The organism is Streptomyces sp. A5-4 (assembly GCF_051131715.1).
GTDB lineage: Bacteria > Actinomycetota > Actinomycetes > Streptomycetales > Streptomycetaceae > Streptomyces.
The window spans coordinates 4,575,661-4,593,308 of the sequence record NZ_CP178591.1 but is presented as its reverse complement, the minus strand read 5'-3'; the positions used below and the strand labels follow the sequence as shown (position 1 = coordinate 4,593,308).

Below are 17,648 nucleotides of genomic sequence, written 5' to 3'. Positions count from 1 at the left end.
CAGCAAGCGGGGAAAGGCGCGCACGCAGAGATCAGGCGGCGCTAACGGAGGCCGTACCGAGCTCCCGCTGCTGCTGGGAGGCGACTTCGTCGAGTTCCTCCTGCAGGATGTCCTTTAGCTTCTCCGCCTCTGTCCTGCCGATGGTCAAGCCCGCGCCCCGGAAGGTGGCTTCGATGTGGCGTCGCGAGGCGCGGCCCTCGCGTCCACGTGGCGCGGTGCGCGCGAGGGCAAGTCGGCCGGAGGAGATTTCACTGGGTTCACGATCCTGTGGCTCGGTGGAGGATTGCGTACCGTCAGCCGCTTCGGTGGCGTCCGGAGCCACGTCGGCAGAGCACTGCGCCACATTGACTGGGCGAAGAGCGCTGGGGTGTTGATGGACCACGATGTACAGGTGGACCGCGCCGGCCAGGGCAAGGGGCGCGATGGCGGACAGGGCGCCGACGGTGACGTCGTCGAGCCGGAGGCCATCACCGTGGGGGGCCTGCTGGTTGAGGCGGACTGCGTGCACGGCGTTGGCCCAGATGCTCGTCACCGTGGCCGCACCGACCAGCAACCAGACGTACAGCCGGGAGTACCAGGGCGCGGTGTGGAGCATCAGCAGGGCCCCGACGCCTACAGCGATGAATCCGTCGATCACGAGCGGGAAGACATAGGTGAGAAGCCCGCGTATGTGGATGGCGACCGCCATCTGCCGCAGGGCGTCGTAGGAGAGCGCGAAGGCGAACACAGCGAGCAGGGCGATGCCGACGCGAATCAGGTCAGCGCCACGTGTGGCGGCGATGCGGGCAAACAAGCGGGATACTCCTGGGGTTTCGGCGTGGTGCGTCTTGGCCGTCCTGGCCGTTAAAGGCGCAGGTCAGCGCGAGTACGGCAGTGGCCACCAATGGCCGTCTTGGTAGGCGGCGCCAGCGTCTGAGGCGGCTGGCAGCCCCTTTCATGGCTGGCTGGCTGCCGGGGCCAGGACGGAGCCATTGCGTCTTCCGTCCCGGCTGGTGGGGCTGTGACCTGCGGCGGTACGGCACGAACGTCAGAGACGGCACAAGACGGATCTGCGGCAGAGTGGGGGCCTGGCAGCACGCGATTCATGATCGCGTTGCCGTCTTGGGCCCGGCTGCCGTCTTGCCCGCACCCCATCTGACCTGTGGGATCACGGCAGGGACGGCAAGGACGGCAAGGACGGCAACCGGGGCTAGCGGGTCAGCCCCCGCTGCGGCCAGCGGGCCGGATGTCCCTTGTCGGGACAGCCGAGGTGTCCCGAGACGGGACAAACCTGGTGTCCCGAGACGGGACGGGCGGGGCGTTCACTGGATGAACGGTGGGGCAGTAACGCCGCCAGGCGTCGAGGAACTTGTTGCGCATGTACCCCTTGCGCTGCGTTCCGTCAGCGATGCGGACGTTGCCGGACTTGATGTCGTACTCGCGCAGCATCTTGCTGAGATCACGCGCATCCAGTCCCTTGCGTCCCCACTCCGCCCAAGGGCTTTCCACGTCCTGGCGCAGGAGGTAGAGGATTTCCTCGGTGGTGAGGCTCTCGGGTTCGCCACGGCCCGCGAAGAGTCGTCGGATGTCGGCGAGGATGCGCGCCCCGCTGGGGTGGTCCTCCTCGGCCGCCGCTTCGGCGGCCACCATCCGCGCGCACGCGATCCTCGCCCGGCGAGGCCAGCTGCCGCCCGCGAGGTCGGCGACGATCACCAAGGGCTCCCAGGTGTCGGCAGCGCGGTCTTCTACCGGCATCTCCGGCTCCAAGGCCGCCGCATCGTCCAGCAGTGCCCCGGCCCACGCGGCGATCCGGTCACGCAGGGCGTGCAGAGCCGGGGTGTCCCGGCGGGAGCGGAACGGCTTGACTCGCTCGCCCTCTGCCCGGCGACGCATGCGGATCACGATCGCCCGGTCCATGATCGTGTCGGGCAGGTCGCCGATCCCCGCGATTGCCGCCATGGCGAAGGTGGCGAACTTGTGCGGGGTGTGGTCGTTGCCGACGACCCGGATCACCCACCGGTTGCGCTGGTGGCCTGCGTTCAGAAGGCCACGCATCTCCTCGTTCTTCTCCGCGACCTTCGGGCTGCCGAAGATCGTGTCCGCCTCGTCCACCAGCAGAGTTGGTGGGTTCTCCTCAGCGATGGAGCGGAAGATCGCCGCAGGCGTGGTGTTGATGGTGAGCATCGGCTCGTGCACGGTCTCGACCAGCACGTCCAGCAGCCGTGACTTGCCGCATCGCTTGGCCGGGCCGACCACCGCCAGGCGCGGAGCGTGCTGCCACGCGCCCTGCAGATGCGTCGCCACCGCCCACAGCGTGACCGCGTCCAGCGCCTCCGGTGAAGGCAGGATCACGAACTGCGCTATCTGGGATCGCAGTTCGTCCAGCAGATCCGAACCGTCCGTCGCCTCCGCGTCGGGTATCGCCTCCAGCTCGCTCGGCGCGGCTTCTTCCTCGGCGGCATGGACCGGCTCGGCGGTCGCGCCCTCAGCTCCCTCGCCACGCAGATGCGCGCCGGGCTGACCGGGGATGGCTGCTGTCGGCCAAAGAGCCTTGGCAGATGCGGAATGGGGCTCGGGTGTGGCAGGTTGCATGGGGCAGCTCCTCTTCCGGCGGCTTCGGGCATGCAGGCCCGAGTCGCGCGGGACGTTCGTGGGATTGCGGGCGACAGGGCGTTCAGGGCCTCCGACGTTGGCGCGTCGGAGGCTCACCCATTTCTCGCGGGGGCTCGGCCACTGCGAGGGACCACGGACAGTACGTCCGCGCCCCGGCACAGTCCAGCGTTTCTGTGTCAGCTCAGCGCAGAACCCTCTGCCAGGTGCGTACCGCGTCATGCGGCCAGGCCCAGCAGGCTGAGCAGGTCGGCGGTCACGACCCGATAGGCGTTGCCCAGCCGGAGCACCTTGCACGGATACTGCCCGCGCTTGGCCAGTTCGTACCCCTTGCTCCGCCCCAGCCCCAGCGCCCGGTTGCCCGTGTCCAGGTCAACGGCCACTGGCAGGGCCAGCAGCTCCTCCCGGCTCATGCCGTCCACCCGCCCGAAGCTCTCGCTCTCGCGCATCCATGCTCCATCCATGACGAGCCCTCGGCGAACACAGCAATCGCGTCCGTCTCCAGGCCACTACATCCAGGATGATCGAGCTAACGTGTCTTCATGACACAACGCGATTCCGACCATGGAGAGAACGAGGACGACGTCCCCGTATGGGAGGACCAGGTCATGGCGACCGTGGCCGGCGAGGTACGGAGACGGAGGAAGGAGCTGCGGATGAGCGCACAGGACCTGGCCGACCGTTGCGCGGAGATCGGCCACCCGATCCCCCGCAACGTCATCGCGAACATGGAGTCGGGACGTCGGGCTTCGCTGCCGCTCGTCGACGTCATGGTCCTGGCGGCAGCCCTCCGCACGTATCCGATCTGCCTCATCTATCCGGTCGGATACGTCGACCGCGTCCAGCAAAAGCCGCTGGAGGACACCCGGCCGACCTGGGACGCCATGCACTGGTTCACCGGCGAAGCCATGGACGATCTGGACACGGAATCCGGAATGCTGCGCAGCTTCCGTGCGCACGCCAATCACCAGCGGGCCGCGCTCACCGCCCTCGGCGGTGAGCGGCACGAGCGGTGGAAAGCGCAGACCGCCAATAACCCCGCAGCTCGCGAAGACGCCCTGATCGCCCAGGACGACTACGCAAGGCGGGCCGCACGCGCGAAGCAGGGGATGCGCGTCGCTCGGGCCTTCATTTGGGAAGACGGCGGCACACCACCGGACCTGCCCCCTGAACTCTCCGACGTAGACCCGCCGGAAGAGGACTCCAACAGCACAGAGGAGTAAGACTTTTGAAGGGCTCCACCTACCGCCGTTGCTCCTGCCGCGACTCGAAGACCGGCAAGGAACTCGGCGTCGCCTGCCCCAGGCGCAACAGCAGGAATCACTGCACGTACTCCATACGCCAGGAGCTGCCCTCCCGCGAGGACGGCAGCCGACGCTCTTTCGCACGGGGCGGGTACGCCAGCCTCAAGGCAGCCCAGGCCGACCTTGACCACTTCCGTGCCCTCCTGGGCCTCACGGACACCGACGACCCCGAGGGCACGGAGCTGATCGCCGCCATGCTGACGGAAGTCAGCAGCGAGAAGGCTCCACTGCCGGACGTCGAGGAAACCCGCCGCCGGCTCAACTCGGGCCAAGACCTCATCGGCAGCCTGACCGTTGCCGAGTGGCTCGACCGGTGGCTGGCGGGCAAGCGAATCCGCAAGTCCGGCCTGAACCGCTACGAGACCGACATCCGCGTGCACCTCAAGCCCCGTATCGGTGGTCGGCGGCTCGACCGGCTGCGCGTCAGCCACCTCAGCGAAATGTTCACCGCGATCGTGGACGCCAACGCCGACCTTGTCGAGCAGAACGCCCAGCGCAAGGCTGCTGTCGCCGAGTTGGCGACCGTCCCATGGAAGGGAACGGAGCACCGCGCCCGCCGCAAAGCACTGAAAACGGCGATCGACGCGATGCCGCCGATCCGGCGCGTCACCGGCCCCTCCACCCGCCAGCACATCAAGGCAACGCTCCGCGCCTCCCTGAACGACGCGATCGGGCAGCAGATCATCACGTTCAATCCGGCCGCCCACGTCGAGATCGACTCCGTACGCAACCCCAAGGCTCAGGTCTGGACGGACGAGCGGGTAGCCAAGTGGCAGCAGACCGGCGAGAAGCCATCTCCTGTCATGGTCTGGACGCCCGAACAGACCGGCGCGTTCCTCGACTTCGTCGCCACGCACCGGCTGTACGCCATGTGGCACCTGATCGCCTTCCGCGGCCTGCGACGGGGCGAGGCGTGCGGCCAGCCCTGGTCGGAGACCAACCTCGACATCCACTCCCTCACCGTCTCCGCCCAACTCGTCCAGGACGGATGGGACGTCGAGACATCCGAGCCCAAGACAGACAGCGGCTTCCGCGTCGTCGCGCTCGACGACGACACCGTCCACGTCCTGCAACGGCACCGCAAACAGCAGGACGCGGATCGCGAGGAGTGGGCGTCGGCCTGGGTGGACACCGGCCTGGTCTTCACCCAGGCCGACGGCTCATGGCTCCACCCCGGCAAAGTGACCGACCTCTTCGAACGACTCGTCGCCGCCTCCGGCCTCCCGCCGATCCGCCTGCACGACCTCCGGCATGGAGCGGCCACGCTCATGCTCGCCGCCGGCATCGACGTCAAGATCGTCTCCGACACCCTCGGACACAGCGATACCCGCATCACGCGGGACATCTACCAGAGCGTCCTCCCCCATGTCGGGAAGAACGCGGCCGAGGCCACCGCCAAGCTGGTTCCCCTCCAACGCAGGACCGAGGCCGAGCAGGCCGCCCGCAAGGCCGCGAAGGCTGCCAAAAAGGCGAAGGGCCAGGCCAAGGAGAAAAGGAAGGGCCAGTTGAAGAAGCCCAGGAAGTAAGGCCACCCGTAAAGTCGTCTGCCCTGGGGATGTACTGCCTGCCGTAGCCCCCGGAAGACCTCAGGACCTAGCGGGGCCAAGATTCACTAGCACCGCGCCTGCAACTCGCTCGTCGGGCGATACCCCCTCGGCGCCACGCACCATGGCACGTACACGCTGCGGAAGCCGACCCACCGGACGCTCTGCCATTTCCCATAGCTCTCCACGCAGGGCGCGTTCGGTTGGGCTGAGCGACGCTGCACCACGCGTTCTATCGCGATCGGCCCGCCCGCGGCCTTCCTCACCATTGCGTGCAGGGCGATCCACCTGGCTCGGCCCACCTGGGATGGCAGATCGGCTCGGAGCCCCAGCCACTGCCAGCGGAGCGTCCGAGGGCTCCACCTCTCTCTCAAGCTCCACTAGAGCTGCCTGATGCAGACTCAGCACCCTCTTATAAGCGATATCCAGGCTCGGCGCACCGGACACACTCCCGTCACAAAGGACGCGGTTCCAGGGGCGGCTGTGATCCTTTACGTATCGCGAGCTCGCACGCGCTCCACGAAGGGTCCGCTTAACGACCAGGGCCGACGCTATGGTGCAGCCCAACTGCCCCTCAGTGAAGGGGCCATGGTCGCAACCAAGCCACGGCTTGCCTGGTCGAATCTGCGGCCAGTTGAGGTGGTTGTAGAAGACGTAGGCTGGAATGCAACCGGTCTTCACAGCATCCTCAATCAGGAGATCATTCTGGTACCTGTCACCATCGGGCCGGTACCGCAGGTCGTATCCGCCCTTTCGGTTGGCACGCTTCGCCTGGACTCGCATGCCGAACCCCACGGCCCCAGAGTGAAACCACCACTCCCAGTCCGCTCCATTCGAGCGTTCCTGATCACTCGTGAACGGATGGATCGCCACCCGGTCTCCATGGGCGCGATCGATGGCCCGGAGATTTTCCTCGGTGTGCGTCACTTCACTCGATGGCCAGCCCCTACGGTGTTCGGCAGCCAAGGCTTCGAAAGTCAGCTCGGCGCGCCGACTGAGAGTTCCACACAGTGAGCCGACCAAAGAGGAGCGCACACCACAGGCCCGACAAAAGGTGTCATTCTTGCCGACCTGTTGACCACAATTACAACGCGTCAATTCCCCTTCACCTTTCAGCGTTCCAAGTGCCCAGCTTCGCCACCCTAGGCCGCTGATGGCCTTGCGCGAGTTGTCATCGCGCACTGCGGTTTTGGATTTCCAGGCAGCCGATCATGCTCCTCAAAGCTCAGCGGTGCCCAAGCCCGTAGCGGCCACTCCCGGAATCCCTGAACCAGGTACCCACCTTGGCCGTGAAGCCTGCAACCGAAGCCTCCCAGTGAGTTGCGGACGGATCGTACCCGCTAGCCGCGACAGGTTGACCCAGCGGATCACGCTGGTTGCCCACCTCCGGCATACCGCGTTCGGCTTCCTCTGCGCCCGTCCGCTCACGCATGGCTCACGCAGGCACTTCCAGGGCATCCCCGCCGCGCGGCTCGTCGCACCCCAGGCATGAAAAAACCCCAGGTCACGGCGAGTGAGTCCTGGGGTTGATCCGAGCCGCCTTCGGGATTCGAACCCGAGACCTACGCATTACGAGACCGTGAGCGTTCGTGCTGCGTGGTGCTTGGTCGTGCCGCCGAGTGACGTTTCGCCTGATCAGAGTACGTGCGGTTGGTTGGTCTGTGCTTCCCCGTGTTACCTCGTCCAAAGGCGTCCGGCCACCGGCTGGCCACCGATGACGACAACTAGGGTCGCCACACGGGTTGTAGATCCTCCACAGTGCCTCCTGCGGCTGCCCCGCTCCCGCGAAGTCGCTCCCCATGATGGTTCCCACCGTAGTCGGCGCAGAACGCCTCCTTGGGGAGTGATACCCGAACCGCGGTTCGCGCCCGCCGACTGCTCAGCACCACAGTCGGTCTCTGCCAGCCCTCGGCTCGGGTCGAAGGTTAGTCCTTCAGCCTCGCTCCAGAGGCAATGTGCCTGAACGCGGCGACCCTCGCATTCGCTCTGGTAGGGCCGGGCAGTCGCTGGAGCGGTGCCAGAACCCTAGTTACCCTGCGTGACGCGACGCCAGGGTGGTGGGCCGTCCCAAGGGCAGGCGGTGCCGCCTGCCTGGAATACCGCTCTGGCCGTTTCGATTGCTTCTCTTGTACCGATCACGGGAGGGGGACGATGATGGCCGAGCTGATGATGTTCCGGCGAGACGCTGGCGGGCGGGACGTCGAGCTGCCCGGTTCGACGGTGGCGCTGGAGGTCGAACTGCAGCGGCGGGTCGAGGCCGGCCTGGAGGCGATGCTCGGCATCCGGTTCCTGGCGTCGGAGTACCCGACCGGTCCGTGGCACCGGGGCAGGATCGACACCCTCGGGCTGGACGAGAACGGCAGCCCGGTAGTGATCGAGTTCAAAAAAGGCTCCGACAGCGGGGTGCTGTCGCAGGCCGTCTCCTATCTGTCCTGGCTGGAGTCAGCGCACCACGAGTTCGAGGCGCTCGTGCGGAAGGTGCTGGGGGCGGAGGCCGCCGAGTCGGTCGACTGGCGTCGACCGCGGATGGTCTGCATCGCGGCCGGTTTCTCCCACCACGACCGCGTGGCCGTGCAGCGGCTGCCCGAGCGGATCGACTTGGTGCGCTACCGCGTCTTCGAGGGCGATCTGCTGAGCCTTTTGCTCGTGGACTCCTCACCAGGCTCGGCGAACGCTGCTTCGTCTCGGCGAACCCGGGAGCGGGACACGGCAGCCATCGGCGTGCCCTCGGTCCCAGCGACTTCCGCGCCGGCGGGCGCGGGTCTCGTTCCGGCGTGCCTGCGCGACCTGTACGCGGAGTTGGACGACGCACTCACGGCGTGGGGCGAGGTCGAGGTGGCCCCGCTCAGGCACTACATCGCCTACCGGCGGCTGGTGAACGTCGCCTCCGTGATCTTTCGTCCGAAGCACGAGGCGATCCTGGTCTATCTCAGACTCGACCCGGACACGGTCGAGCTGGAGGAGGGCTTCACCCGGGACATGCGCGGCATCGGCCACCTTGGGACCGGGGATCTGGAGGTACGCCTCGCTTCGGCAGCCGACCTGGAGAAGGCAGCCCCGTTGATCCGGCGGGCATTCGAGGCGGCTTGACGCAAACAGAAGGGCGGCTGGAGCATCGATAACTCGATACTCCAGCCGCCCTTTGGCGTCTGCGGGGCGCGGACCCCGGGCTCAACGCTCTCATGCTCATGCCTCCGGACCGGCCAGCTCGAAGTCGTCCTTTGTCAGTTCGGCCCGCAGCCGCTCCTCGGCGACATCGGCGTAGTGCGCGGACAGCTCGACGCCCACGAAGCGGCGTCCCTCGCGTAGGGCTGCGACCCCCGTGGAGCCGCTGCCGGTGAACGGGTCGAGCACGGTGCCGCCCTCGGGGCAGACCTGGACGAGCTGCTGCATGACCTCAACCGGCTTCTGGGTGATGTGGACACGGCCCTTGCGGGGCTGGGAGGCGATGTAATGACCCGGCAGGTAGAGGTCGCGGGTGTTGTCGAGGGATCCCTTGACGCCCCAGACGATGAACTCCGAGTCCTGCTTCGGCCCGCCCTTGCGGGGCCGGCTGGAGGGCTTGATCCAAGGGATGGTGCCACTCCAGGTCCACCCCGCCATCTGCAGGGCGTCCGAGGTGGTCGGTTCCTGGCGCCAGTCGGTGAAGACCATGGCGACCGCGTGCTCGGTCGAGGCCCGGTATGACTCGGTGAGCAGCTCGGTCAGCCAGGAGCGGTAGGAACGCTGGTCGCGGTTCTCTCCGGGGAAGTTCTGCAGGTCGTGCGCACTGTTGCTGGTGACGTACTTGGCTCGCGCGGTGCGACCGGTGCGGTCCGAGCTGGTACGTCCGCCGGAGTTGTACGGCGGGTCTGTGATCACGGCGTTGACGCTCTCGTCCGGGAGGGTCTTCAGCACGGTGAGGGCATCGCCTCGGTGCAGCGTGTAGCTCATGTGCGGGGCCTCTTTCAGGGCACGGTGGGACTGAACCCGCTCCGGACGTCGCTCAACAGCGGTCGTTTCGAGCGGGGTTGCGCCGGAGGTTAATCGCGAATTCCGGCCGCACCTAACGAGCCGTGTCTCTGTCCGAGGCCGAGCCCGAGAGCCATTTGGCGCGGCCGGAATCCGGGTCTACTGTCTCGCCATGTCACCGGGGCAGAGCAGCGCTCAATCCTCGCTGACCTGTGCTTATCCGTGTTGTCTCGTCCAAATTGGCAGCACGGCAGGCCCGTTAGCCCTTCGTCCGAGAAGCCGTGAGGAGAACCGGTGCTCAGCCTGAGATTACGAGCGCGGCTGGCTGCCGCGCTTGACCCGAGACCGGCGTCCGGGAGCTACCAACTCCCCTGACCCGGGCCCGCCCTGAGAGGCGGATTCACATCGGCGCGGTGCCGACGGCTTTGCACGAGAAGTCGGCACCGCGCCTCCTACGGACCACGAGGAGCCGCTGCGATGCAGCATGCCCTGACACCCCCACGCCCCGACCCAACACCGCTGCCCGTCGGCCACCGCCGAACCGGTGAACGGCAGCGGCGATGAAGAAGACCACCGGAGCCGTCGTCGGTCTCTTCGCATCCGGCCCGCTGCTGCTGGCCGTTCCCATCCTCGCAATCGGGGCAGGTACGGCTTCGGCCTCCTGCTCGACCGGCGGTGCACAGTCTGTGGATACCGCTGCCGTTGCTTCACAGGTGAAGGCCATCCTGGACGGTGACGACAAGGGCGCGGTCTCCGTCGCGGGGCTTGATGATCCTGCCGACCAGGTCCCCAACGCCAAGACGATCCAGGCCACCGGCGTCGCGATGAGCATTCCGGCCCGAGGGCAAGTCGTGGCCCTGGCAACCGCGCTACAGGAAAGCGGCCTCCGGAACCTGACCTACGGCGACCGTGATTCGCTGGGACTGTTCCAGCAGCGGCCGTCGCAGGGATGGGGCACGGCGAACGAGATCCTCGATCCGGTGCACTCCTCGACCAAGTTCTACGAGGGGCTGCAGAAGGTCTCGGGCTGGGAGTCCCTGTCCGTCACCCAGGCCGCTCAGGCCGTACAGCGGTCGGGGTTCCCCGAGGCGTATGCCAAGTGGGAGCCGCTAGCCACCGCCTTGCAGAAGGCCATCGCCCCCCTGCTGTCGAAGTCCGGCGGTGGGTCGCCGAGCCCTTCTCCGTCTGGCTCTGCTGACACCGAGACCGCTCCCTCCGATACCGCGGGCGGTTGTACGGCCGACGGGGACGGAACCGACTTCGGAACCATCCCTCCGGGCGCGGTGCCGGCCGAGTACAAGATCCCAGCCGATGCTCCGGCGAAGGTCCAGACAGCGATTCGCTGGGCCCTCGGCCAGCTCAAGACGCCGTACCAGTGGGGCGGGAGCTGCACCGACTCCCACGGGCCCGACCCCATGGGTCGGTGCGACTGCTCCTCCCTCATGCAGCAGGCGTACAAGGCCGCCGGAGTCACCCTGACGCGCACGACGTACACGCAGGTCAAGGAGGGCAAGGCGACGTCGGCCGACGCCCTCAAGCCGGGTGACCTCGTCTTCACCGAAGGAACGGCCGAAGTCCCCGAGCACGTCGGGATGTTCATCGGTCAGGGCCTGATCGTCAACGCCCCGCACACCGGTGACGTGGTGCGTATCGCGACCCTCGCGTCGTGGAAGTCGCAGATTCTCGCGGCCCGCCGAGTCGTCTGACCGGCGCTTCTCCCTCCCCCCTTCTTCTCGCACCGCCGCTCCGCCCTCTCGGGCGTCAGCGTGCAATAAATCGAACTGGAGTTCGTAATGTATCTCGCCGACAAGGTCATTCAGCTCGCCTACGATCCCGGGATCAAGCCTAACGAGGGCGGGCTGCCGGGCCTCGCCGTCCTCAAGCAGGTGATGGGCTCGATCAACCTCTTCGGGATCATCGCCGTGGTCGGCGCGCTCGCCGTCAGCGCGGGCGTGTGGGCGTGGGGCCACCACTCCGGCGGCCACCAGGCCGAGGCCAGCGGTAAGAAGGGTGTGATGGTCAGCGCTGGCGCGGCCCTTCTGCTGGGAGCCGCGAACGGCGTGGTCGCGTTCTTCAGCACGCTGGGAACGCAGGTCCACTGATGCCTTCCCATTCGTCGAACCCCGGCGGCGCATCTCGCATGCGCCGCCGGGCGCTGCTCGGCACCGCCGTTCTGGTGGTGCTCGTCGCCCTCGCCGGCCTTGCCGCCTACCTCACCCGCGACGGCAGGGGCGCCTCCAAAGCTGCCGTCCCAAACGCGAGTTCGTCCTCTCCATCTCCCTCGGCCACTTCGCCGTCCGGGTCGCCCTCGCCGAGGTCGCACCCTCGCTCCCTCCCGGCTCCACCGGACACCCACGATCCGATCGCGTTCGGGAAGGCAGCCGCCGAAGCGTTGTGGTCGTACGACACCCGTGCGTACTCCCAGGCAGAGCTGCTGACCGCCTTGCATGGGTGGCTGACCACCGAGACCAAGTACGCCGATCCCTCCTCGGTCGACGCGATCGTTCCCTCGCCCGTGCTGTGGAAGGAAATGGCCGCCAACGACCAGTTCGCCACCGCCAAGGTCAACGAGGGTCACTTCCCGAACTCGTTCACCCAGGCCCTTCAGGCGAATCCCGGAACGATCACGCAGGCGTACGTATATGCCGTGACCGTCTCCGGCAAGCAGTCGATCGCCTGGAAGGGCTCGTCTGCCGGTGGTGCGGAGAACCGCGTCACCACCCTCGCAGTCCAGTGCCGCCCTTCCCACCCGTGTGCCCTGGCCGGCGTCATGCCGTCCGTCGCGCCCTGACCACCAACCCAGAAAGGAGGTATCGCCATGGGAGTCTGCGACTTTCCGCTGATGGACAAGGTGTGCGGTGCTGTCGACTTCGCCACCAACCCCGCTGGGGCCGTCACCGACGGCATCGGAGCATGGATCGCGAAGTCGGCGGGCGAACTGGCCGCCAGCGCTGCGGACCTCGCCGCGAAGGCCGTCAACCAGACCACCGCCATCGACCTCAACGCCGGATGGTTCCGGGACAACTACGAACTCCTGCTACCCATCGGGCTCGCCCTGACCGTCGGCACGTTCTGCATCCAGTTGATGTTCGCGGCCTGGCGGCGAGACGAACGCGCCCTCGCTCAGGCAGCCATCGGCACCATGACAGGCATCCTCTTCAGCTTCTGCGCCATCGCCTTCACCACCGTCGCCATCACCGTGGTCGACGCCCTGTCCGACGGTTTGTTCAAGGCAGCCAACAGCTCAGTCGACGATGCGATCCGCCGTGTGGTGAAGGTCAACGAACTGGGGGCGATGTACGGCCTCGGCTGGGGAGTCCCAGCCCTGGTCGCCCTAGGATGCGCGATCGGCGCGTTCATGTACTGGGGCGTCATGGTCGCCCGCAAGGTCGGCGTCCTGGTGCTGGTCGCTCTCGCCGTCTTCGCTGGAGCCGGAGGAGGCTGGGAGGTCGCCAAGCGGTGGCGACGCGGCTGGATCGAGGCCACCGCCACCCTGGTCGTCTCGAAACTCCTGATGACCGTCGTCTTCCTCATCGGCGTCTCAGCGATGGGCAAGTCCGACGCACACGACGGCATGGCCGCGCTGTCCGACGCGATGGCAGGCATCGTCGTGATGGTGCTGGTCCTGCTGTGCCCGTACGCCACTTATAAGTTCGTCCACTGGGCGAGCGACGGCGGCGGCCACGACGACCTCCACCGCACCGGCGTCGCAGGCATGGCGGTCGCCGCAGGAGCTGCCAAGACCGCGGGCAGCTTGGCGATGCAGGCCAGCACCGGTACCCCGGCGCCGCAGGGGCCCAGCCAGGTCCCCGGCGCGGGCAGCGACGGTGTCGCCTCCGGTATCAGCCCCTCCGGCGGCACCCTCAGCAAGGAGGGCATCGACTCCGGACCGCCCAAGCCGCAGACCAGCTTCCGGTACGGCGAAGACCCGAACGCCTCCGGCGACAAGGGTCGGGCCCTGATCCAGCGCCCCGGTATCCCGCCGCTCATCACCCGAGGCGGCGAGGGCGAATCGGAAGTTCCCGAAGGGGGCTCCGCTGGCGGGCAGTTCGTTGCCTCTCCGGCTGGGGGCAGCAGCATGACCCGCGCTGGCGCCGCGCCGCCGGAGGCCCCCGCTGCAGCGCCGCCGTCCTCCACGGGACCTTCGGCAACCGGTTCCCCGACGCCGACGAACTGGGTGTATCCCAGCCAGCCGCCGTCGGATTCCTGACACATCACATCCGGGGGCGGGCTGATAGAGCAGCCCGCCCCCGCGCCCCGCGCAACCAATGACCCGAAGAGGAACCCCGCCATGACCTCCAGAAGAGCGCCGCGCGCCCCGCCCCCGCCCGCTCCCACCGTCTGGAACCACCATGTCCAACCAGCACCAGGCCGAAGCCACCACGAACAGCGTCAAATTTCCACACCGCTCGCGACGCGGCATCCTGCTCGGCCTGACCGCCTCACAGTTGATCGTCGTCGGCCTCACCGGTCTTCTCCTGCTCGCCGTGATCCTCACCCGCGGCGTGGTCGGCGCCCTCGAACTCATTCCGGTCTGGGCAGCCATCGCCCTCCTCGTGTTCGTCCGCTACCGAGGCCGCGCCCTGGCCGACTGGGCTCCGATCGTCACCCGGTACGCCCTGCGTCGAATGCGGGGCCAGTTGGTCTGGCTCACCCGGCCTTCCCGCCGCCCGATCCGTGAAGGTCTGCTCCACCTGCCCGGCACGGCGGCGAGCCTGCGCGTGGTCACCGCTCCCGACCGCCGATACGGAGCGGTCCACAACCCCCACACCGGCACCCTGACCGCCGTCGTCAAGGTCTCCTCCCGCGCCTACGCCCTGCTCGACCCGGGTACCCAGAACGCCAACGTCAACGGATGGGGACGCGCGCTGGCCGCGCTCGCCCGCACGGGCCAGGTCGCCCGTATCCAGGTGATCGAGCGCACCGTCCCGGACTCGGGTGACGCGCTGCGCCGGTACTGGGAGGAGCACGGCCAGCCCCATGCCCCCCTGGCGGGTGCGATCTACAGCGAGCTGATCCAGAGCGCCGGCCCGGCGGCGGCACCGCACGAGGCGTACGTCGCGGTGGCCCTGGACGCCAAGGCAGCGCGGCGACTGATCAACCAGGCCGGTGGCGGCCTCGCCGGATCCTTCAGCGTCCTGGCACAGCTGACCTCGACCTTCGATCAGGCCGCGCGAACCGCCGGGCTCAACCCCACCGGCTGGCTCACCGCCCGCGAGATCGCGGCGGTCGTGCGAACCGCGTACGACCCCAAGGCCCTTGCAACGCTTGACCGTTGGTCCACGGCAGGGCATCCCGAGGCCGAGCCCGCTGCTGCCGGTCCGGTCGTGGTGGTCGAGAAGGCCGACCACATCGCGACCGACTCGGCCGTCCACGCCACGTACTGGGTGGAAAACTGGCCCCGCACCGAAACGTCGGCCGGCTTCCTGCACCAGCTCCTGTTCACCGCCGGGGTCCGGCGCACCCTCTCGCTCTCCTACGAGCCGAAGGGACTGGACGCAGCCCTGCGCGACGTCCAGCGCAAGAAGTCCAGCGTGATCGCCGATGCCGCCGAGCGAGCCCGGCGGGGACAGGTCGACTCCGAGGCCGACTCGATCGAGTACCAGGACATCAAGTCCCGGGAGCGCCAGCTCATCGCGGGCCATGCGGATGTCGCCCTGACCGGCCTGCTGACCGTCTCGGCCGACTCGGAGGATGAACTCCGCTCCGCCTGCGCCGTCGTGGAGACCGCAGCCGTCGGCGCCCAGCTCGACCTCCGGCCGCTCACCTGGCAGCAGGCCGAAGCGTTCACCGTCGCCGCCATGCCGCTCGCCCTCGCCGCCTGATGCCGGCCCTCCCTCCCCCCGAAAGAGCACCCCCATGTCCCGCACCGCCAGCCCGCCCGCGCAGGACTTCGTGCCCTTCGCCACCGCCGCTCTCGACTTCCACCGCTCGCTGAACATTCCGGGCGGCCCCCTCGTCACCACCCGAGCCGAACTGGACACCCTGCATGCCCACCTCGTCTCGCTGCACGGCCTGCTCGACGCCCACGCCTCCCGCACCGGTCAGCTCGTTCCGGTCGAAGGCGACCAGCTCCGGGCCACCCGCACGCGGATCTGGCAGGCAGCCGATCACGTCCACGCCGCGTACCACGCGGCACCCCGGCCGGACTCCGGCGAGGTGCCTGAACGCGAGGCATGCCAGGCGGGCCTGCCCGAGGGAGCACCAGAGCTGACCATCTGCCAGCGCCACCAGCGCACCGCGCACCTGGTGCGCCGCCGCACCACCCCGGCCGACCTGCACTCGCCATTCACGGGTCTCGTCCGCCACTGACCCGCCTTCCGTCTGGAGAAACGTTCATGCCTCGCACTCGCGCCAGCGCCTCCCACCTGTTCGTCCCCCGCAAGGCGTCACGCGCCGAGCAGCGTGCCGCCCGCGCAGGCTTCGCCGAGGCCCGCCGCCAGGCCCGCCGCGCCGGAGCCCCGCCGAAGCACCGCGCCGAGGAACGCCTCGACCCGGAGCTGCGGCCGACCTACCCGCCCTCCGGACGTCCCGGTTCCTCCTCGGCTCGGGGCGGCAAGCTCAGCCTCCCCGCCCACCGCATGACCACAGCCACCGTCAGCGGCGCTTATCCCTTTCTCGCCGAAGGCGGCCTGGGTGCCGAAGGGATCTTCATCGGTCGTGACGTACACGCGGAGGCGGCGTTCTGCTACGACCCGTTCTCGCTGTACAGCAGCGGGCGGATCGAGGGCTTTACGAATCCGAACGCCGTCCTGGCCGGGATCATCGGCATGGGCAAGTCCGCGCTGGCCAAGTCGATAGCCACGCGGGCGATTGCCCACGGCTACCGGGTCTACGTGCCCTGCGATCCCAAGGGAGAGTGGACGGCCGTCGCGCAGGCCCTCGGCGGCTACAGCATCGCGCTCGGGCCGGGGCTTCCGGGTCGGCTCAACCCCCTGGACGCTCCGGCCCGGCCCGCTTCGGTGAACGAGGGCGACTGGTCGACCGAGGTACGCAAGCGCCGTCTGCTTCTCTTGGCGGGCCTGGCGCGCACCGTTCTGAAGCGCGATCTCCTGCCGATGGAACACACCGCCCTGGACCTCGCTCTCGACCTGGTGGTCGCCGAGGCCGACGCCAGCGGCACGGTGCCGCTGCTCGGCGAGATCGCGCACGCCCTCGGCTCGCCCGAGCGCCTCGACCGCGCCCTGGGCGAACAGGCCGGACGTATGGGACCCGCCGCACAGGACCTCGCGCACGCAGTGCGTCGTCTGGTGCACGGCGACCTGAGCGGCATGTTCGATGCCCCCTCGACGGTGGCGTTCGACCCGACCACGCCGATGCTGTCCATCGACCTTTCCCGCCTCGGCGGCTCCGGCGACGACACCGCCCTGGTGCTGGCGATGACCTGCGCCTCGGCGTGGATGGAGTCCGCGCTCGCCGACCCGGACGGAGGCCGACGCTGGGTGATCTACGACGAGGCGTGGCGGGTGATGCGGCACGTCGGCCTGCTGGAGCGCATGCAGTCGCAGTGGAAGCTCTCTCGCGGGCTCGGCATCGCGAACCTGATGGTCATCCACCGTCTCAGCGACCTGCTGAGCGCAGGCGATGCCGGCTCACGAGGGCGGGTGCTGGCCGAGGGCCTGCTGGCCGACTGCTCGACCCGCATCATCTACCGGCAGGAACCCGACCAGCTCGCTGCTGCCGCTTCACTGCTCGGCCTGACCGGCGTCGAGACCCAGGCCGTGTCCGCCCTGACCAAGGGCCGGGGCCTGTGGAAGGTTGCGGGCCGGAGCTTCATCACCCAGCACATCCTGCACCCCGCCGAGCGAGAGCTGTTCGACACCGACGCCCGGATGTCGGCCTAACTCAACTAGCCATCAAACAAACGGAGTTGAGTTATGTCGTCAACCGTACCGCGACCGGACGACCGAGTCCACGGGGGAGGTGCCGGGTCGGGCCTGAGTCCGCGCAGCACGGCATCGGCTGGCGACTGGATCGACCGTCTTGCCGCTTATCGGCCCGAGGGGTTCGCGTCTCTGTTTCACGAGGCCCTCACGGACGATTTCGGCGCGGTGGCCCGGCTGCACCAGATGCTCGAAACCGCCTCGGAGTGGTGCCGCGCGCACGGAGCCCGTGGCAGCGCCTCCGAATTGGACGCCCTGACCAGCCGCCTGGCTGATCTCGGTGAGGAGCTGCACCTCGTGGGAGTGGGCCTGGACTACGAGATCCACTCCCGCTCCCGCCAACCGGCAGCGGCGGCTCGCGTCTCCCCGGCCGTGGC

At 68.3% G+C, this 17,648-nt stretch carries 15 protein-coding genes; 10 read left to right on the top strand and 5 right to left on the bottom strand.

The genetic code is table 11. From position 1 onward, the window contains the following. Positions 1–31: 31 nt before the first annotated feature. From ACLLJJ_RS21275 to ACLLJJ_RS21265, 3 genes are all read right to left on the bottom strand, one after another. Complete coding sequence (locus tag ACLLJJ_RS21275; protein ID WP_434593911.1) at positions 32–793, bottom strand: DUF2637 domain-containing protein; 762 nt, start codon at positions 791–793, stop codon at positions 32–34. Positions 794–1,197: 404 nt separating this feature from the next. Beyond that, positions 1,198–2,571, bottom strand: a complete 1,374-nt coding sequence (locus tag ACLLJJ_RS21270; RefSeq protein ID WP_434593908.1) for a DUF3631 domain-containing protein — start codon at positions 2,569–2,571, stop codon at positions 1,198–1,200. A gap of 236 nt (positions 2,572–2,807) precedes the next feature. Beyond that, entirely contained in the window at positions 2,808–3,038 is a 231-nt protein-coding gene (locus ACLLJJ_RS21265; RefSeq protein WP_434593906.1) for a hypothetical protein, read from the bottom strand. A 93-nt stretch (positions 3,039–3,131) separates the two neighbouring features. Here ACLLJJ_RS21265 and ACLLJJ_RS21260 point away from each other — a divergent pair, with 93 nt between their 5' ends. Together ACLLJJ_RS21260 and ACLLJJ_RS21255 are read left to right on the top strand one after the other, a co-directional pair. Next, positions 3,132–3,812: a helix-turn-helix domain-containing protein gene (locus ACLLJJ_RS21260; protein ID WP_434593903.1), complete on the top strand. Its 681-nt coding sequence runs from the start codon at positions 3,132–3,134 to the stop codon at positions 3,810–3,812. 5 nt (positions 3,813–3,817) lie between these two features. Further along, positions 3,818–5,419 carry a tyrosine-type recombinase/integrase gene (locus tag ACLLJJ_RS21255; protein WP_434593900.1) on the top strand — a complete coding sequence of 534 codons (1,602 nt, stop codon included), beginning with the start codon at positions 3,818–3,820 and terminating at the stop codon, positions 5,417–5,419. Between the two features lie 60 nt (positions 5,420–5,479). On the opposite strand, the gene ACLLJJ_RS21250 is transcribed toward ACLLJJ_RS21255, so the two are convergent. Then, positions 5,480–6,232: a hypothetical protein gene (locus tag ACLLJJ_RS21250; RefSeq protein WP_434600478.1), complete on the bottom strand. Its 753-nt coding sequence runs from the start codon at positions 6,230–6,232 to the stop codon at positions 5,480–5,482. Between the two features lie 1,359 nt (positions 6,233–7,591). Here ACLLJJ_RS21250 and ACLLJJ_RS21245 point away from each other — a divergent pair. Beyond that, positions 7,592–8,527: a DUF5655 domain-containing protein gene (locus ACLLJJ_RS21245; RefSeq protein WP_434600477.1), complete on the top strand. Its 936-nt coding sequence runs from the start codon at positions 7,592–7,594 to the stop codon at positions 8,525–8,527. A 96-nt stretch (positions 8,528–8,623) separates the two neighbouring features. Here the strand turns inward: ACLLJJ_RS21245 and ACLLJJ_RS21240 are convergent, their stop codons facing one another. Continuing rightward, positions 8,624–9,370 (bottom strand): DNA-methyltransferase, encoded by a 747-nt coding sequence (locus tag ACLLJJ_RS21240; protein WP_433084984.1) that lies wholly within the window; start codon positions 9,368–9,370, stop codon positions 8,624–8,626. Between the two features lie 578 nt (positions 9,371–9,948). Between ACLLJJ_RS21240 and ACLLJJ_RS21235 the strand changes: the two genes are divergently transcribed. The 7 genes from ACLLJJ_RS21235 to ACLLJJ_RS21205 all read left to right on the top strand — a co-directional run bounded on the left by ACLLJJ_RS21235 (position 9,949) and on the right by ACLLJJ_RS21205 (position 17,232). Then, positions 9,949–11,094, top strand: a complete 1,146-nt coding sequence (locus ACLLJJ_RS21235) for a C40 family peptidase (protein ID WP_434593897.1) — start codon at positions 9,949–9,951, stop codon at positions 11,092–11,094. An 87-nt stretch (positions 11,095–11,181) separates the two neighbouring features. Then, a complete protein-coding gene (locus ACLLJJ_RS21230) occupies positions 11,182–11,490 on the top strand; it encodes a DUF6112 family protein (RefSeq protein ID WP_434593894.1) in 309 nt (102 codons plus the stop codon). Continuing rightward, positions 11,490–12,179 carry a hypothetical protein gene (locus ACLLJJ_RS21225; RefSeq protein ID WP_434593891.1) on the top strand — a complete coding sequence of 230 codons (690 nt, stop codon included), beginning with the start codon at positions 11,490–11,492 and terminating at the stop codon, positions 12,177–12,179. The genes ACLLJJ_RS21230 and ACLLJJ_RS21225 overlap by 1 nt, the downstream gene beginning before the upstream one ends. A gap of 27 nt (positions 12,180–12,206) precedes the next feature. Then, positions 12,207–13,598 carry an SCO6881 family protein gene (locus ACLLJJ_RS21220; protein WP_434593888.1) on the top strand — a complete coding sequence of 464 codons (1,392 nt, stop codon included), beginning with the start codon at positions 12,207–12,209 and terminating at the stop codon, positions 13,596–13,598. A gap of 142 nt (positions 13,599–13,740) precedes the next feature. Next, positions 13,741–15,213 (top strand): SCO6880 family protein, encoded by a 1,473-nt coding sequence (locus tag ACLLJJ_RS21215; RefSeq protein ID WP_434593886.1) that lies wholly within the window; start codon positions 13,741–13,743, stop codon positions 15,211–15,213. Positions 15,214–15,247: 34 nt separating this feature from the next. Beyond that, positions 15,248–15,700, top strand: a complete 453-nt coding sequence (locus tag ACLLJJ_RS21210; protein WP_434593884.1) for a DUF6238 family protein — start codon at positions 15,248–15,250, stop codon at positions 15,698–15,700. Between the two features lie 26 nt (positions 15,701–15,726). After that, positions 15,727–17,232, top strand: a complete 1,506-nt coding sequence (locus ACLLJJ_RS21205; protein WP_434593881.1) for an ATP-binding protein — start codon at positions 15,727–15,729, stop codon at positions 17,230–17,232. Positions 17,233–17,648 lie beyond the last annotated feature (416 nt).

Bases quoted from the DNA above. Each gene is read 5' to 3' on its own strand.
- ACLLJJ_RS21270 (WP_434593908.1), bottom strand. From the start codon at position 2,571: ATGCAACCTGCCACACCCGAGCCCCATTCCGCATCTGCCAAGGCTCTT.
- ACLLJJ_RS21265 (WP_434593906.1), bottom strand. From the start codon at position 3,038: ATGCGCGAGAGCGAGAGCTTCGGGCGGGTGGACGGCATGAGCCGGGAG.
- ACLLJJ_RS21260 (WP_434593903.1), top strand. From the start codon at position 3,132: ATGACACAACGCGATTCCGACCATGGAGAGAACGAGGACGACGTCCCC.
- ACLLJJ_RS21245 (WP_434600477.1), top strand. From the start codon at position 7,592: ATGGCCGAGCTGATGATGTTCCGGCGAGACGCTGGCGGGCGGGACGTC.
- ACLLJJ_RS21240 (WP_433084984.1), bottom strand. From the start codon at position 9,370: ATGAGCTACACGCTGCACCGAGGCGATGCCCTCACCGTGCTGAAGACC.
- ACLLJJ_RS21235 (WP_434593897.1), top strand. From the start codon at position 9,949: ATGAAGAAGACCACCGGAGCCGTCGTCGGTCTCTTCGCATCCGGCCCG.
- ACLLJJ_RS21230 (WP_434593894.1), top strand. From the start codon at position 11,182: ATGTATCTCGCCGACAAGGTCATTCAGCTCGCCTACGATCCCGGGATC.
- ACLLJJ_RS21225 (WP_434593891.1), top strand. From the start codon at position 11,490: ATGCCTTCCCATTCGTCGAACCCCGGCGGCGCATCTCGCATGCGCCGC.
- ACLLJJ_RS21220 (WP_434593888.1), top strand. From the start codon at position 12,207: ATGGGAGTCTGCGACTTTCCGCTGATGGACAAGGTGTGCGGTGCTGTC.
- ACLLJJ_RS21215 (WP_434593886.1), top strand. From the start codon at position 13,741: ATGTCCAACCAGCACCAGGCCGAAGCCACCACGAACAGCGTCAAATTT.
- ACLLJJ_RS21210 (WP_434593884.1), top strand. From the start codon at position 15,248: ATGTCCCGCACCGCCAGCCCGCCCGCGCAGGACTTCGTGCCCTTCGCC.
- ACLLJJ_RS21205 (WP_434593881.1), top strand. From the start codon at position 15,727: ATGCCTCGCACTCGCGCCAGCGCCTCCCACCTGTTCGTCCCCCGCAAG.